Annotated in this window: 21 protein-coding genes; 1 reads left to right on the plus strand and 20 read right to left on the minus strand. The window is 26.5% G+C overall.

The window, feature by feature from the left end:
- Positions 1–30 precede the first annotated feature (30 nt).
- The 8 genes from AACK95_RS06830 to AACK95_RS06865 form a co-directional block, all read right to left on the minus strand.
- Positions 31–828, minus strand: coding sequence for a hypothetical protein (locus AACK95_RS06830; RefSeq protein WP_338980152.1), 798 nt, complete (start codon positions 826–828; stop codon positions 31–33).
- A gap of 22 nt (positions 829–850) precedes the next feature.
- Positions 851–1498, minus strand: a complete 648-nt coding sequence (locus AACK95_RS06835) for a nitroreductase family protein (protein WP_338980154.1) — start codon at positions 1496–1498, stop codon at positions 851–853.
- Between the two features lie 102 nt (positions 1499–1600).
- Complete coding sequence (tuf, locus tag AACK95_RS06840) at positions 1601–2857, minus strand: elongation factor Tu (RefSeq protein WP_338980156.1); 1257 nt, start codon at positions 2855–2857, stop codon at positions 1601–1603.
- 103 nt (positions 2858–2960) lie between these two features.
- Complete coding sequence (fusA, locus tag AACK95_RS06845; protein WP_338980158.1) at positions 2961–5063, minus strand: elongation factor G; 2103 nt, start codon at positions 5061–5063, stop codon at positions 2961–2963.
- 15 nt (positions 5064–5078) lie between these two features.
- The gene (gene rpsG / locus AACK95_RS06850) at positions 5079–5546 is read right to left on the minus strand and encodes a 30S ribosomal protein S7 (protein ID WP_174481359.1); all 468 of its coding nucleotides are present in this window, start codon (positions 5544–5546) and stop codon (positions 5079–5081) included.
- Positions 5547–5560: 14 nt separating this feature from the next.
- A complete protein-coding gene (gene rpsL / locus AACK95_RS06855) occupies positions 5561–5980 on the minus strand; it encodes a 30S ribosomal protein S12 (protein ID WP_252320120.1) in 420 nt (139 codons plus the stop codon).
- 186 nt (positions 5981–6166) lie between these two features.
- Entirely contained in the window at positions 6167–6520 is a 354-nt protein-coding gene (locus AACK95_RS06860) for a spiralin repeat-containing protein (protein WP_338980160.1), read from the minus strand.
- A gap of 118 nt (positions 6521–6638) precedes the next feature.
- Positions 6639–7589 carry an IS30 family transposase gene (locus AACK95_RS06865; protein ID WP_338979395.1) on the minus strand — a complete coding sequence of 317 codons (951 nt, stop codon included), beginning with the start codon at positions 7587–7589 and terminating at the stop codon, positions 6639–6641.
- A 224-nt stretch (positions 7590–7813) separates the two neighbouring features.
- On the opposite strand from AACK95_RS06865, the gene AACK95_RS06870 reads away from it, so the two are divergent.
- Positions 7814–8128 (plus strand): HU family DNA-binding protein, encoded by a 315-nt coding sequence (locus AACK95_RS06870; protein WP_286641782.1) that lies wholly within the window; start codon positions 7814–7816, stop codon positions 8126–8128.
- Between the two features lie 181 nt (positions 8129–8309).
- On the opposite strand, the gene AACK95_RS06875 is transcribed toward AACK95_RS06870, so the two are convergent.
- The 12 genes from AACK95_RS06875 to AACK95_RS06930 form a co-directional block, all read right to left on the minus strand.
- Complete coding sequence (locus AACK95_RS06875) at positions 8310–9923, minus strand: MATE family efflux transporter (protein WP_338980163.1); 1614 nt, start codon at positions 9921–9923, stop codon at positions 8310–8312.
- Between the two features lie 245 nt (positions 9924–10168).
- Entirely contained in the window at positions 10169–11119 is a 951-nt protein-coding gene (locus AACK95_RS06880) for an IS30 family transposase (RefSeq protein ID WP_338980165.1), read from the minus strand.
- A gap of 72 nt (positions 11120–11191) precedes the next feature.
- On the minus strand, positions 11192–11719 hold the full coding sequence (locus tag AACK95_RS06885; protein ID WP_338980167.1) for a hypothetical protein: 528 nt from the start codon (positions 11717–11719) through the stop codon (positions 11192–11194).
- Positions 11719–12714, minus strand: a complete 996-nt coding sequence (locus AACK95_RS06890; RefSeq protein WP_338980169.1) for an alkaline phosphatase — start codon at positions 12712–12714, stop codon at positions 11719–11721. Before AACK95_RS06890 ends, AACK95_RS06885 begins: the two co-directional genes overlap by 1 nt.
- 139 nt (positions 12715–12853) lie before the next feature.
- A complete protein-coding gene (locus AACK95_RS06895; RefSeq protein WP_338980171.1) occupies positions 12854–13219 on the minus strand; it encodes a hypothetical protein in 366 nt (121 codons plus the stop codon).
- Positions 13220–13238: 19 nt separating this feature from the next.
- A complete protein-coding gene (locus AACK95_RS06900; RefSeq protein WP_338980173.1) occupies positions 13239–13619 on the minus strand; it encodes a hypothetical protein in 381 nt (126 codons plus the stop codon).
- Between the two features lie 177 nt (positions 13620–13796).
- Positions 13797–14477 carry a 50S ribosomal protein L1 gene (gene rplA / locus AACK95_RS06905; RefSeq protein ID WP_338958648.1) on the minus strand — a complete coding sequence of 227 codons (681 nt, stop codon included), beginning with the start codon at positions 14475–14477 and terminating at the stop codon, positions 13797–13799.
- Between the two features lies 1 nt (position 14478).
- Positions 14479–14925 (minus strand): 50S ribosomal protein L11, encoded by a 447-nt coding sequence (rplK, locus tag AACK95_RS06910; protein ID WP_338980175.1) that lies wholly within the window; start codon positions 14923–14925, stop codon positions 14479–14481.
- Positions 14926–15103: 178 nt separating this feature from the next.
- Entirely contained in the window at positions 15104–15736 is a 633-nt protein-coding gene (gene nusG, locus AACK95_RS06915) for a transcription termination/antitermination protein NusG (protein WP_338980176.1), read from the minus strand.
- 19 nt (positions 15737–15755) lie between these two features.
- Positions 15756–16187 carry a preprotein translocase subunit SecE gene (secE, locus tag AACK95_RS06920; protein WP_338980178.1) on the minus strand — a complete coding sequence of 144 codons (432 nt, stop codon included), beginning with the start codon at positions 16185–16187 and terminating at the stop codon, positions 15756–15758.
- A gap of 11 nt (positions 16188–16198) precedes the next feature.
- A complete protein-coding gene (gene rpmG, locus AACK95_RS06925; RefSeq protein WP_174481441.1) occupies positions 16199–16348 on the minus strand; it encodes a 50S ribosomal protein L33 in 150 nt (49 codons plus the stop codon).
- A 203-nt stretch (positions 16349–16551) separates the two neighbouring features.
- Positions 16552–17502 carry an IS30 family transposase gene (locus tag AACK95_RS06930; protein ID WP_338979395.1) on the minus strand — a complete coding sequence of 317 codons (951 nt, stop codon included), beginning with the start codon at positions 17500–17502 and terminating at the stop codon, positions 16552–16554.
- Between the last annotated feature and the right edge of the window lie 73 nt (positions 17503–17575).

Genomic DNA, 17575 nt, shown 5'->3' on the forward strand with positions numbered 1-17575 from the left:
TAGCTTAAATAATTAATATTTTTTATTTTCTTAATATTTATCACAAAAAGTATAAAGTAATGATAAGATTGCAGCGCCAATTAGAACATCATTTTGATTATGATTTGCTACTTGCGTAGTAAAACTAGGTAATAAACAAATATTATTAAAAAAATATTGATCAATAATTCTTCCAATATTATTATTTGTTAATGAAAATTGTTCTTTTAATATTTTACAATAATCATTATTATTTTTAATTAGTATTGAAGTTTTTTTAGTAGCACCAACATCAAGATGTAAACCTTTTTTATATAAAGGTAAATTTAAAACTTGATCATTATTTCAAATGTCATATAAATCAAAAATTTTATGTTTTTGAAAAAAATAACTAACTTTATTTTTGAATTTACTTTCATCATTATGATAACTCAAATAGTTTTTTAGCATTAATATCTCAGTTCTAGCACCAAGTAAAATCAAAGATTTAATGTTATGTTTCAATAACTTATTAGTTAAAAATTTAAAAAACTGTTGCTGATGTTTAACAAGCTTTAAATCTTCATTTAAAATATTTGATTGTGGAATAACAGTTTTAACGAACAATTGTAACTTTTTATTTTGTAAATTACTAACACTTAAATCTTCTTTTTTATTAATAATTAATAATGCAATTGAAAAAATTTTTTCAAAATCATGAGCATACGAATTGTTCTTTTTTTTATGTAATAAATTACGAAAAGTCTCAAAATCAAAAATAAGAATTGGATATTCAATCTTATCTAAAAATTTACCAATAACATTAATATTTAATTCAATATCTAAGTTATTTATTTTTAATTTTTCCATTGCAATACCTTTTCTAATACATTTATTTGATAAGCGTACTGATTTCACTAACTTCGTTTTTAATAATTTTAGTTTTTGATGGATAACCATAACCAGCAGACACTAAAATTGTAACATGATACTTATTAGGTTCAATAATCTTATTTGATTCTAAGTAAGTTAATAATTGTTGTTCATTAAAACCACCTAATACAACATTATCAATTTCATGAGCAGTTAATAATAATAAAAGATTTTGTAATAAAATAAAAGTTTGACATTGTGCCCAATGATTTATTTGTGTTTTTTTGTCATGATCAAAGAAATTATTAAATGTTGATTTATAAATTTCGTATTGTGGTTTTGTTAAATTACGTCTTTTCATAACAGTATCAACAAATCATTGATTACTAGTATTGAAATTTTCACCACTATAACTTAATAAAATAAATAAATGTGAACAAGTACTAACTTGTTGTTGATTATTTATGATTGGTTGCAATTGTGCTTTAATTTTAGAATTACTAATAACTAAAATTTTTCATGGTTCTAAACCATATGAAGATGGGGTATGACGCACATAGTTAAGAATATCGTTAATTTTACTATCACTAATAATTTTACTAGGAACATAATTACGAATTGATTTACGATTTAAAATTAGACTTTCCAGCTCTTTAACATAAGGCATTGATTTGTCATCTCTTTTCTATAAATTAATTTTACTACTAAAATATTTTTAATTAAAAATCTTTATTCTCAAAAGAGAATAAAGATTTTTGATTTAATGTGATTATTTAATAACTTCAGTAACTTGTCCAGCACCAACAGTTCTTCCACCTTCACGGATTGAGAATTGAGTACCTTTCTCAAGGGCAACTGGGTGAATTAATTCAACAGTAATAGTAACATTATCACCTGGCATAATTAATTCCGATTTTTCACCTTTATTAATAAAGTCTCCCATACTTCCTGTAACATCAGTTGTACGGAAATAAAATTGTGGTCGATATCCTGGATTAAATGAAGTATGACGTCCACCTTCTTCTTTAGTTAGAATATAAACTTCACCTTTAAATTTAGTATGTGGAGTAACTGATCCTGGTTTAGCAATAACTTGTCCACGTTGAATATCTTCACGTTTAACTCCACGTAATAATACTCCAACGTTATCACCAGCTTGTGCTTCATCTAATAATTTTCTGAACATTTCAATACCAGTAACAACAACTTTTTTAAGACCTTTGTTAATACCAATAATATCAATTTCATCATTAACTTTTAAAGTTCCACGTTCAATTCTTCCAGTAGCTACTGTTCCACGTCCAGTAATAGTGAAAACATCTTCAACAGCTAATAATACTGGTTTATCAACTTCTCTTTTTGGTGTTGGAATTCATTCATCCATTGCTGTTAATAATTCTTTAATTTTTTCTTCTCATTCTTTTTTACCTTCTAATGCTCCTCTTGCAGAACCACGAATAATTGGTGTATCATCACCTTCAAATTCATACTTAGTTAGTAATTCACGAATTTCCATTTCAACAAGTTCTAATACGTCATCGTCTACACTTTCCATATCACACTTATTTAAGAATACAACAATTTTTTTAACTCCAACTTGACGTGCCAATAGAATGTGTTCACGTGTTTGTGGCATTGGACCATCAGTTGCAGAAACAACTAACACTGAACCATCCATTTGAGCTGCACCTGTAATCATATTTTTAATGTAGTCAGCGTGACCTGGACAGTCAACGTGTGCATAGTGACGAGTTGGTGTTTCATATTCAACGTGAGCTGTATTAATAGTAATACCACGTGCTTTTTCTTCTGGAGCAGCATCAATAGAAGCATAGTCCTTAAACATACCTTTATATCCATCTGCTTCATGTTTTGAACAATAACTAGTAATTGCAGCAGTTAATGTTGTTTTTCCATGGTCAACGTGACCAATTGTTCCAACATTAACGTGCGGTTTTGTACGTTCAAATTTTTGTTTTGGGCCTGTTGATACAGGCTTTGATTTTTTTACTTCTTTTTCTGCCATTTTTGTTTCCTCCTTGGAAATAATTAATACTTATTTTTATTTAATTAAATTAAACACTAAGATAATTTTAAAGTAAAGTTATTATACTTTCAATTAAATTATTTTATTTTTTAGTAATTCTTCCTTTTTGATATTTACCAGCAACTGCTTCAGCAACTGATTTTGGTGCTTCTTCATAGTGTGAAAAAGACATTGTATATGTTCCACGTCCTTGGGTCATTGAACGTAATTCAGTAGCATAACCAAACATTTCAGATAAAGGCACTTTAGCTTTAACAACTTTACTGTTACCACGCATTTCATCTGCTTCAATAGTACCTCTTTTACCAGAAATTTTACCAACAATAGAACCATAATATTCATCTGGAATAATAACTTCAACATTCATAATTGGTTCTAATAATACTGGTTTTAATAAATCTTTATTATCTTGTAAAGATTTAGAAGCTGCAATATTAAAGGCACGTTCTGAAGAGTCAACAGGGTGGAATGAACCATCATATAATGTTGCTTTAACGTCAATAACTGGATATCCAGCAATTAAACCATTAGCTAATGATTCAATTAATCCTTCTTGTACTGGTTTAATGTATTCACGTGGCACTTTACCACCAACAATTTTATCAACAAACTCAAATCCTTTATCTGGATTTAGTTCAAATTTAATAATAACATGTCCATATTGGCCGCGACCACCTGATTGATGAATATATTTACCCTCAGCGCGCTCACAAACTGCTTTAATTGTTTCACGATAAGCAACTTGTGGATTTCCAATGTTAGTTGCTACTTTAAATTCACGTTTTAAACGATCAGTTAAGATGTCTAAATGCAGTTCTCCCATTCCTGAAATAATTGTCTGTCCTGTTTCTTTGTCTGATGAAACACGGAATGTTGGATCTTCTTCTGCAAGTTTTTGTAAACCTAAACTCATTTTTTCTTGATCAGCTTTTGTTTTTGGTTCAAGCGCTAATGAAATAACTGGTTCTGGAAATACCATTTTTTCTAAAATAACTTCATGTTTTTCATCACATAATGTATCACCAGTAGTTGTATCTTTTAAACCAACAATAGCAGCAATGTCACCAGCATAAACCTTTTTAATTTCGGCACGACTATTGGCATGCATTTGTAAAATTCGACCAACACGCTCTTTTTTTTCTTTAGTTGAGTTTAATACATAACTACCAGATTCTAATGTTCCCGAATATACTCTAAAAAAAGTTAATCTTCCAACAAAAGGGTCAGTCATGATTTTAAATGCCAACGCTGAGAAAGGTTCTTCATCACTAGAATGACGTTCTACTTCTTTTGATAAAACAGGTAATATTCCTTTAATTGCAGGTACATCTAATGGTGAAGGCAAGTAATCAATAACTGCATCTAACATTAATTTAACACCTTTATTTTTAAAGGCACTACCACATAATACTGGGAAAAACTCAGCAGCAATTGTTGCTTTACGAATTACTGTCTTAATTTCAGCAACCGTTACTTCTCTTTCAGCATATTTCATAAAGAAATCATCATCAAAGTGAGAAAGTGCTTCTAATAATTCCTCACGTCTACTTGCAATAACATCTTTAAGTTCTTCAGGAATTGCAATTTCTTTATAATCCTCATTTGGTTTACCATCAAAATGGTATGCTTTCATCTCAATTATATCAATAATTCCATCAAAAGCATCTTCTGCACCAATTGGTCATTGAATTGCATGAGCATTAGCACCAAGACGATCTTTTAATGTTTGAATTGAATGAGCAAAGTCAGCCCCAATTTTATCCATTTTATTTGCAAAAACAATTCTTGGTACATTATACCTAGTTGCTTGATTTCAAACAGTTTCAGTTTGTGGTTCAACTCCAGTTTGCGCGTCTAATACAGCAACTGCTCCGTCTAAAACTCTTAATGAGCGTTCAACTTCAACAGTAAAATCAACGTGACCCGGAGTATCAATAATATTTATTCGATTATTTCTTCAAACAGCAGTTGTTGCAGCTGAAGTAATAGTAATACCACGTTCTTGTTCTTGTTCCATTCAGTCCATAGTTGCGGCACCTTCATGTACCTCACCAATTTTATGAATTTTACCAGTATGGTATAAAACTCTTTCTGTTGTTGTAGTTTTACCAGCATCAATATGAGCCATAATTCCAATATTTCTAGTATTTGTTAGTGAATATTCTCGACCTGATTTTTCTGCCATTTTCTCTCTCCTTTATTATCATTTATAGTGAGCAAAGGCTTTATTAGCTTCAGCCATACGATGAATTTCATCACGTTTTTTAATTGATGAACCATTACCAGTAGCAGCATCCATAATCTCAGCTGCAAGTTTATCTTGCATACTATTACCATATCTTGCTTGTGAATAAGAAACTAATCAACGAATTGCTAAAGTTATCTTACGAGTAGCACTAACTTCAATAGGAACTTGATAGTTTGCGCCACCAATTCTTCGAGTTTTAATTTCTAATTGTGGTGTAATATTAGCAATTGCCTTTTCAAATACTTCTAATGGTACTTGTTGGGTTTTTTCTCCAACAATTTTAAAAGAATTATAAACAATTTTTTGAGCTACACTTTTTTTACCATCAATCATAATGGCGTTAATTAATTGAGTAACAATTTTTGAATCATAAATTGGATCAGCAACTAATTCTCTTTTAATAGCTTGATTTTTACGCATTTAGTTTTACCTCCTTATTTCTTATCTTTTGGTTTTTTAGTTCCATATTTAGAACGACCTTGATTACGATTTACTACTCCGGCAGTATCAGAATACCCACGAATAACATGGTATCTAACTCCAGGTAAGTCTTTAACTCTCCCACCACGGATTCCAACAATAGCATGTTCTTGCAAATTATGACCTTCTCCAGAAATATAAGCAGTAACTTCCATACCATTAGTTAAACGAGCACGAACAATTTTTCTTAAAGCTGAGTTAGGTTTTTTTGGTGTTCTTGTAGTAACTACAAGCGCTACACCTTTTTTTTGCGGACTGCTAATTGAAGAAGTTGTTTTTGTTAATGAATTATATGAAACATTTAACGCTGGTGATTTAGATTTGTATTTTTTATCTGTACGTCCTTTACGTAATAGTTGGTTCATTGTTGGCATTAATCGTTAGCCTCCTTTATGATTTTAAAGAATTAATTATATACACAATTCCTAGTGTATCAAAATTTAGTCCAATAAGTATAATACCAGTTTTTAATAGTAATAGTCAAATAAATTTTGAAAAATAATTAGAAAAAAATGACACAATTTAAATTATGTCATTTTAAATTAATATATATTAATTATTTATTCAATAGTATCTGTAAATGTTCCTGAAATTTTATCACCTTGTGCTGTAACTGTAAATTTAACTTCACCAGCAACTTGTTTATCTTCTTTTTTCTTATCATTAGTTAAAGTAAAATCAGTACCTACACTAACATCTAATTTAGTTGTTTTTTTAATCGCTGCTGCAACTGCATCAGTAATTTCTTTATTAGTATTTATTTTTTCACTATCTACTGCTGTTTTAAGATCATCAACTTTAACATCTTTAATATCTTGCTTATCAGTTTGATCACCACAAGCTACAACTGAAGTAGTAGCTACTGTTGTTAGGGCTAATGCACCCATAAGTCTTAATAAATTTTTCATTTGCATATCTTAGTACCTCCGAAATAGTTATTTACTTATTTTTTGAATTTTAACATACAAGAAAATTAATGTAAAGATTTTTTGCTTTGCACATGTTAATGCTAAATTGTAAAGGTAAGTGCAACTAAATTATTTTTCTATCCAAATATTCGATTGGTGAAAGATAATTTAATATTTTTCTCGGTCTTTGATTTAAAGACAATATAAATTTATGAACTTCATTTTTATTAGTTTTTGAAAAAATAAATTTTTTAGGAAATTTTTCTCTAATTAAACCATTAGTATTTTCATTAGTACCTCTTTGTCAAGGTGAATATGGATTGGCAAAATAAATTTTTACATCTAAATTTTTTTCAAGTTGTTGTCAATTTGAAAATTCTTTGCCACGATCAAAAGTAATAGTTTTAACAATGTTTTTAGGAAGAATTGATAAATAATAACTGACATTTTTATTAATAACTTTAGTAGTTCTGTTTTTAACTAATATTGCTAAAGTAAATCGTGATACTCTTTCAACTAAAGTTATTAAACATGATTTGCTTTTGCCTCTTGATGATACTATAGTATCTCCTTCTCAATGACCAAGTGTTATACGATCATTAACATTTATATCTCGTTCTTTAATTGATTTACCATTAAACTTGCCACGATTTTCTTTAGATTTTCGTTTTTTACCTTTTCTTCTTAAATTTTTACTAGTAACTTTATCAAGCATTCCAAAATAAATTCAAGTATAAATTGTTTTAAAACTAATAACTCACTCTTTATGAAAATTTTTAATTCTGCCATAAATTTGTTCAGGTGATCAACCTAATAGTAATTTTTGTTGTACATATTTTACTAAATTCTTATTTTTAAACTTATGAAAACTAATATGTGATTGTTTTCGATTTTCAGCTTTATTTTGTGCAATTAATGAAAAATAATGATTATTATCTTTATTTCTATTAATTTCTCGAATAATAGTACTAATACTTCGATTAAGATTTTTAGCTATTTCACTAATTTTAAATTTAAATTTCAATTGATTCTCAATATAAATCCTTTCATCTATGCCAAGATGTTTATAACTCATATAAAAACTCCTTACTTTTTTCTAAACTAAATTTAGCATTATGAAATTTTTATATGAGAATTTTTTGCAATTTTATTTACTTGCACTTACAAGTATAATTCAGCAAATTTATATATTCAAATCTTATTTTTTTACTAGTCTTTGATTTTCATTAAATAAGGTTTTTTTTAAAAAATATTATATAATAATAAGTATCATTTAAGGCATGTTTTTATAGCATACTTATGGTAATTGGTGAAGAAAGGGTTGAAAATTTTATGCAAAAAAGTCAGATAGCACGAGCTGTACAAAAAAAATTAGAATTATCAGAAAAAGAATACAAAGAAGTGTTAGAATTTATCTTAGATAAAATTGCTACTGCTTTAATTAAAGGAGAAAAAGTAACACTACGTAACTTTGGAACTTTTACTATTAAATACCGCAAAGCTCGACCGGGAGTAAATCCACAAAATTCAGAACCGATGGCTATTCCTAGAAAGCGAGTAGTTAAATTTAATTCTTGTAAAGCATTAAAAAAGAGAGTTAATGAAGGTAAATAAATATTTTATTTTAGGAATGACTTCAATCAAATATAGATTGTATATTCATTCCTTTTAATTTGTAAAATTAGCAACCTTTTTTAATCTTAAATAATTAAAAAAATACTCTGTTTTAAATGAGTATTTTTTATTTTCTTCATATATTAATATTAAGATATATTTTTATAAATTACTTAATCTATTATATTTTTATTAAGTACTTTTTTTCTGATAAATTAGATATTTGCATTTTTTTATCTTTAGTTGTATGAATAAATGGTTTAGATTTTAAAAATGTATAAATTAATAATGGTAATAATATAAAAGCAGCAAATAAATCAATAAAGCCAAGAAATAAATAAAAATAAAAACCATTATGAGAAACATGTGCAACATAATATCCTAAACTTAAACAAACAATTGGCATTATAATTGTTCGTTGTAAACTAGCAAATAATGACAATTTACCACGATTAATTGATTGATAGAAAATAACAGCAACATAATGTAGTGTAGCTAATGGATAAAAAGCAAACTGCATAATGATATAAACTTTAAAGAATCTTGCCATTTCTAAATCTACGCCAAAGAAATGCATCATATATTGTCCTACTATTACTACTAATAATACTAAACCAATTAGCAACAATAAAAGTAATAAAGTTAAACGTCACATCAATTGTCAAACACGACTAAAGTCCTTTGAACCATAAACATAACCAATTAATGCTCTTGCTCCCTGCGTAATTCCAATAATAGGTGCATTAATTAAAATTAACCAAGGCATAATACCACCATATAATTGAATAAAAACCGGAATACCAGTACTTCCTCCACCATGATAGTCTGGAGGTGGCAATGTATTTAAAATTTTAGTAGTAACCATTGCCAAAATACTTTGGGCAATATTTTGTAATAAAGAAGTTGCACCAATTAATAAAATGCCCGTTACTATTACTCATTTAAGTTTTAAGTGTGCTACTTTAAATCTTAAATTATCGGCACTATATCAAATAATACCTATTGAAAATAAATTAATGCTTGCTCAAGCAATAATAGTTGCATATGCAGTACCTTCCATTCCTAATTTACCAGGAATAACAAAAATAAAATCTAAAGATATATTTACTAAACAAGCTACAACATTAATTAAAATTGTTCATAACATCATTCCTTCACTACGTAACAATGAAACTAAAAAATAAGCAAAAAAAAGTAATGGTGTAGCAAGAATTAAAATTTGTGAAAATCTAACTGCTTCTTTAATTATTATTTCCCTAATTACTGGATTACTTCCAGCATCACTTCCAGCTTGAAATTCAATAATACTCTGACAACTAAAATACATAATGATCATAAGAACAATAGAAACTAAAAAAGATAATAGAAACCCATTTCCTAAATATTCTGACATTTGTTCTCGTTTATTTTGACCATATGCAATTGAAAACTTAATACCTGTTCCAGTAGCAACCATTAAAGCAAAGGAAACCATCATTGAAGAAGGAACAGCAGCATAAGTAGTAGCAATATTAATAATTTTTAATGCTTGTTCAGCAGTTATCATTATTCCTGAATTTTGATAATTATTATAACGTTCAATAATACTTTGTCCACCTCATTGTGTAGCAATTCATTTATCAAAAATTTGATAAGTAGAAAAAATAATTACAGCAATTAAAGGTGGTGTGACCATAATAAAGATTGCTTTTCATGGATTTGCCGTGCTAAAAATAGCTTGTCTTTTCAACTTGTTTATTGAATTTCTTTCTGTTCTTTTATTGAAAGTAACTTTAGCAAGATTTTCTTTTTCCATAATATTATCCTTTCTAACAAAATTAATCTAATTAATATTATATTTTATAAAAGCTCATAACTAAAATATCTATTGCTGTCACAAATAAAAAACATGTTTAGTATTTTAAAAAATGTTAGAAGAAAAAAATTAAAATATAAATTTTTATAAAAAATATAATTACATTATAACCTAATAATAAATAAATATTTAAAAATAATCTCTTTAATTTATTTTTATTTGCTAAATTGTAAAGGTAAGTGCAACTAAATTATTTTTCTATCCAAATATTCGATTGGTGAAAGATAATTTAATATTTTTCTCGGTCTTTGATTTAAAGACAATATAAATTTATGAACTTCATTTTTATTAGTTTTTGAAAAAATAAATTTTTTAGGAAATTTTTCTCTAATTAAACCATTAGTATTTTCATTAGTACCTCTTTGTCAAGGTGAATATGGATTGGCAAAATAAATTTTTACATCTAAATTTTTTTCAAGTTGTTGTCAATTTGAAAATTCTTTGCCACGATCAAAAATAATAGTTTTAACAATGTTTTTAGGAAGAATTGATAAATAATAACTGACATTTTTATTAATAACTTTAGTAGTTCTGTTTTTAACTAATATTGCTAAAGTAAATCGTGATACTCTTTCAACTAAAGTTATTAAACATGATTTGCTTTTGCCTCTTGATGATACTATAGTATCTCCTTCTCAATAACCAAGTGTTATACGATCATTAACATTTATATCTCATTCTTTAATTGATTTACCATTAAACTTGCCACGATTTTCTTTAGATTTTCGTTTTTTACCTTTTCTTCTTAAATTTTTACTAGTAACTTTATCAAACATTCCAAAATAAATTCAAGTATAAATTGTTTTAAAACTAATAACTCACTCTTTATGAAAATTTTTAATTCTGCCATAAATTTGTTCAGGTGATCAACCTAATAGTAATTTTTGTTGTACATATTTTACTAAATTCTTATTTTTAAACTTATGAAAACTAATATGTGATTGTTTTCGATTTTCAGATTTATTTTGTGCAATTAATGAAAAATAATGATTATTATCTTTATTTCTATTAATTTCTCGAATAATAGTACTAATACTTCGATTAAGATTTTTAGCTATTTCACTAATTTTAAATTTAAATTTCAATTGATTCTCAATATAAATCCTTTCATCTATGCCAAGATGTTTATAACTCATATAAAAACTCCTTACTTTTTTCTAAACTAAATTTAGCATTATGAAATTTTTATATGAGAATTTTTTGCAATTTTATTTACTTGCACTTACAAGTATAATTCAGCATAAAATACTAGTAATAACTAAAGTTATTATTTTAACAATATTTCAACTTTTATTACTTAAGGAAAAATGGTTAGTAACAACTTTTACTAATGCACTACCACCAATAATAATTCATATCATTCATTTACCATAATCAAAAAATAATAATTTAAATCATAATCCTATCATATAACCTGTTGTTACATATCCTTCTTTAAAAGCAAAAAAATCTAAATACATAAAACTTGTAACTAAAGATAAAATCATAATAGCTAGTATTAATTTACTATACTCTTTTCAACTAAAATTATTATTGGCACTTAAAAAACCAAATGTTATCAATATAACAAATAACATTGGTGAACAAAAATAAGCATTAAAAGCATGTAAACTACCACCAATATTTAAAGTAACATTTTGTACATTATTTCAAACAATAAAAATAGTAGCAAGCACAATAAGTAATCTAATGCCATTATTTCGAAAATTAATTTGTTTAAAATTGATAATATCCATTACTTAAACTCCTCACTATGATCATACATATTTGTCATATCAAAAAAAGGTGTTAAAATTGGCTGACCATCTCAAATTATTGATGGTGAATTAATATCTAATAATCAAACAATAGTAGCTGGAATATCATAAATTTTAATTTTATCTGGAATAATTCCGTGTTTTGGAATACAATTTCCTGCAAAAAGCAAAGGAATTTTTTGTTCAGCATCAGAAGAACGACCATGATATTGTGAAACACCTCCATGATCAGAACTAATAATTAATAAGGTATCTTCTCACATTTCTAAATCTTTTAAATTTTCAATAATACCTCCAATATATTTATCAGTCTGACTAATTGCTTGATAATATTCTTCACTATTTCATTCACGTGAATGGCCTGCTAAATCAGGATTAACATAATAAAAAAATGAAAATAAAGGTTTATTACTTAATACGTTTTTGGTATTTTCAAAAGTTTGTTTATCATTTTCTGTTGTACAATAATTACCATTACTACTAATTAAAGTTTTTATATTTTCTTGGCCTTTGGGTTGAAAATTAGCAATCATTTCACCTTCACTAGCATAACCAAATAATTTTTTTGAAGGACCATACTTATCAATAATAGAACTAAAAATACTTACTTGATCAGCTTTTACTTCAGCATGAACAGTATGATGAACATTCCACAAATCTTGATCAACAACACCATGCTTAATAGGATCTGTAGCAAACATAACACTTGCTCAATTTGCAGCAGAAGAAGTTGGTAAAACATCACGTGCTTCCAGTGTATACGCACCATGATGCATTAAATAGTTCATATTTGGACTATAACCACTTTTTAATGCATAACTGGCCATACCATCAACACCCACCATAACTACATGTTTAGGTTTTTTTGCTTTGGGAACCAATTGATTAGTTGGTTCATTTGTTAAATAATCGTTACTATGTGGTACATAATTTAAAATTGGATCATGATAACTATCGTAACTAATAGTTATCATAATCCAAACTACTACTCACACAATATTTATTAATAAAAAAACAATTATTTTTTTAGAATTAAACATCATAATACATCCTTTTTAAGGAAATAATGATTATTAAATTTTACTATAAATAAATTTATGAAGTAACTATATATTAAATTCTTGACTTTCATCATCCTCTAACTAATAAACTAACTCCAAAAACAAAACATATTGGTACAATAATAATTAAAAAAATAATTGCAAAATAAACTTGTTCAAAAGGATGAGAAACATAAGTATTTTTAGCCGCTTCTATATCTAGTTGATCTCAATTATAAAACAAATTAATAATACCATAGTGTTTTAAACTTCAAAAACCGTTACCAAGAAAATTATTATAATGATCATTAAAAATAGCTGTTCCAAATAATATTAAACTAATTATTAGAAAAAACAAAGTTAAAATGCATAAGAATAATCCTAGTTTTTGCTTTCAATCTCAAGATGTAACTTTTTTATATTCTACATTTTTATCCATATTTAACACTTACTAAACACTAAGAATATAATCAACGTTTAAAATAACCAAATATTAAAGATAAAACACTAACACCAAGAAAGATAGCAGTTAAAATTACTGTAAATACAATTCCGACAACTACTTGCGCAAGAGGATAAGTTAAAAGCTTATCACTAGTAGCATCTGTTCACATTTGATCATGGCCAGCTTTGCTTAAAAAACTATCAAGTCCTCATATAGAAATAGCATGAAAGCCATTTCCAGCATATTGTGAACTTCCTCCACTTGGGGCTTTAAAATTGGCTGTTGCAATTAAAATTAGTCCTAATGCTAAACAAAGCAAACTAATTACCAGTGAGGCAAAGCCAATTTTTATTCCTCAATTTTGTTTCTTAAAAAGATTTATAAGATTTTTCATTAAGGTTTCTCCTTTACTACCTAATTATTTTATTATTTTACCAAAATAATATATTAATTAATATTATCACAATAAATAAATTATAGCGTAAAATTTTTTTAAATAATAAAAAAATTATGAATAAAAACATAAAAAAATCATTAGTAAAAGTACTAATGATTTTTTTATATTATTATATTATTCTTCAATTAATACTTTAATACCAGGGCCCATTGCCGTAGTAATACTTATATTTTTAATATAAGCGCCCTTAACTGCTGCAGGCTTAACTTTTCTTAAAGTGTTAAGAATTGCTAAATAATTATCTTTTAACCCTTCTTGTGCAAATGACACTTTACCAAGAATAACATGAATATTACCTTGTTTATCAACACGATATTCAACTTTACCTTTACGAATATCAGCTATTGCTTTTTGAACATCCATTGTTACTGTTCCTAGTTTTGCTGTAGGCATTAATCCTTTTGGTCCTAATACTCTACCAATTTTTCCTAATTCACCCATCATTTCGGGTGTTGCAATAATAACATCAAAATCAAATCAACCTTTTTGAATTTTTTCAATCATTTCCTTACCACCAACAAAATCAGCTTGACTTTCCATTGCCTCTTTTTGTTTAGTAGTAGTTATCACTAAAACACGTTGTGTTTTTCCAGTCCCTGCTGGTAAAACAATAGAACCACGTAACATTTGATCAGCATGTCTTGGATCAACATTTAAACGAAATGCTGCTTCAACTGTTGCATCAAATTTTAATGATGAAGTTTGTTTAGCTAATTCTAAAGCACGATCAATTGGATAAACTTTAGTGTTATCAACTAATTTTGCAACTGCAAGATATCTTTTACTTCTATTCATATTAAACACCTTGCTTTCCATCTTCAACAGTAATGCCCATATTCTTGGCTGTTCCTGCAACAATTTTAATTGCATCTTCTAAAGAATAAGCATTTAAATCAGGTAATTTAATTTGAGCAATTGCTGTAATTTGAGCAATAGTAAGTGTTCCTACTTTTGTTAATTTAGCATTTGATGAACCTTTTGCAAGTTTCAATGCTCTTTTTAAAAGAAATGTTGTTGGTGCAGTTTTTATTTTAAAGTCGAAAGTTTTATCTTTATATGATGTAATAAAAACTGGAATTGGAACCGGATTAACATCATCTTTTTGATCTTTGGTTTTATCGTTAAATTCTCTACAAAAACGTGGCATATCAATACCGAATGATGCTAAACTAGCACCTGGTTTGGCACTACCAGCTGGTAATTGAATAATACCTTCACGATTAATATTTTTTTTATCTGCCATGAGCAACTCCTCCTAAATGGATTCTCACTGTGGTCCAAACGAATAAATCTTCCACAAGTTTAAACATAATTAAAGTCTATTTATATATATAAATAGTACTTTACAAATAATAACATCATTATAATTAGTAGTCAAATATATTTTAATTTTATTTTACATAAAAATTAAATAGTTTAAACTAAACTTTAATTTTTTTACAACTATCATATTCTACTTTAATTTCGGTTTGACGACCAAACATATCAACAGAAACTGTTGCAACACCCTTATCTTCATCTAATTTAATAACTTGTCCTTCTCGGCTTTGTAAAGCACCAGAAGTAATATGAACAAAATCATTTAACTCAAAATCACGAATAATTTTTTTTGTCTCTTTAACTTTAGGTTGTGATGAATTTTTAGAATTACGATATAACATTTCATTAACTTCTTTAGTAGAAAGTGGAGTTGGTGGTACACCTTTACCACTAGAACCAATAAAACCATTAATTCCTGTTGTATTACGAATATCATATCAAGTATCTTCGGTTAAAATCATATGAACAAAAATATAACCCGGAAAAATATTTTTTTCAGTTATTTTTTTATCTTTATCTGGTATTGCTTCTTTAACAACTCTAACTTGAAAAATATTATCTTTTAAATTTAATTTTTTTTCAATTTTATTTTTCAAATCAGCAGCAACTTTATCTTCATGACCTTTGTTACAATTAACAATATATCATTGTGCTTGCTCAATTCGATGTTTATGTGTTTCTTCTAATGATGTAGTTTTCACTAAAGGGGTTTCTTTTTTTATTCTTTCGCTCATTTTTTGGCATCTCCATTTTTTACATTATTTTTAATAAAGGTAATACAAATAGTAATAACTGCTCAATTCCATAAAAGAATAGTGCTAAGACAGCAATAAATAATACTGTTGTAATAAATTTATTATTTAATTGTTTTCTTGGTGTTCAACGAGTTCTTCTAATTTCTCTTGATAAGTATAAGAAAAAATATTTATGATAAGTTCTCGATTCTTTTTTATAATAAAAACGTTCTTCAGGCGTACGATTTTTACGTTCTTTTTCTCAAATTTCGCTAATATTAACCTTTTTATTTTTATCGGCTGTTCGTGGATCAAAACTTGGTTTTCCTTCAGAAGTTCTTTTTGTTCTTAAAGGTTTAATTTTACGTAAAATATTAAATTTACTTTTTAAAAGAGCCAATTTTTCAGGATTAACTTTTGGTTTTTCTTTTGATTTGTCTTCTGCACTCATGAAAATTTCTCCTAACGTGATTCCTTATGTAAAGTATGTTTTTGACAATGTTCACAATATTTTTTTAGTTCCATACGCTCTTTATATTTAATCTTATTTTTGTATGTATGATAATTACGATTTAAACATACAGTACAAATTAAAATTATTTTTTCGTTCATTAAATTCACCTAGAAAATTTAACCATTTTTAATTATATTATTATTTAAAATAAGTGTCAATTTTAAAATATTTTTATTTTAAAAACAAAGTTAAATTTTTAATCTTTCTTTAAAATTCATCATTTCTAAAATAATTGTACAAGAAAAAATAAAATAATAAATAAAAAATAATGTTTTTTGCTAAATTGTAAAGGTAAGTGCAACTAAATTATTTTTCTATCCAAATATTCGATTGGTGAAAGATAATTTAATATTTTTCTCGGTCTTTGATTTAAAGACAATATAAATTTATGAACTTCATTTTTATTAGTTTTTGAAAAAATAAATTTTTTAGGAAATTTTTCTCTAATTAAACCATTAGTATTTTCATTAGTACCTCTTTGTCAAGGTGAATATGGATTGGCAAAATAAATTTTTACATCTAAATTTTTTTCAAGTTGTTGTCAATTTGAAAATTCTTTGCCACGATCAAAAGTAATAGTTTTAACAATGTTTTTAGGAAGAATTGATAAATAATAACTGACATTTTTATTAATAACTTTAGTAGTTCTGTTTTTAACTAATATTGCTAAAGTAAATCGTGATACTCTTTCAACTAAAGTTATTAAACATGATTTGCTTTTGCCTCTTGATGATACTATAGTATCTCCTTCTCAATGACCAAGTGTTATACGATCATTAACATTTATATCTCGTTCTTTAATTGATTTACCATTAAACTTGCCACGATTTTCTTTAGATTTTCGTTTTTTACCTTTTCTTCTTAAATTTTTACTAGTAACTTTATCAAGCATTCCAAAATAAATTCAAGTATAAATTGTTTTAAAACTAATAACTCACTCTTTATGAAAATTTTTAATTCTGCCATAAATTTGTTCAGGTGATCAACCTAATAGTAATTTTTGTTGTACATATTTTACTAAATTCTTATTTTTAAACTTATGAAAACTAATATGTGATTGTTTTCGATTTTCAGCTTTATTTTGTGCAATTAATGAAAAATAATGATTATTATCTTTATTTCTATTAATTTCTCGAATAATAGTACTAATACTTCGATTAAGATTTTTAGCTATTTCACTAATTTTAAATTTAAATTTCAATTGATTCTCAATATAAATCCTTTCATCTATGCCAAGATGTTTATAACTCATATAAAAACTCCTTACTTTTTTCTAAACTAAATTTAACATTATGAAATTTTTATATGAGAATTTTTTGCAATTT

Source organism: Spiroplasma endosymbiont of Lasioglossum malachurum (genome assembly GCF_964020065.1).
Taxonomy (GTDB): Bacteria; Bacillota_I; Bacilli_A; order Mycoplasmatales; family VBWQ01; genus Spiroplasma_E.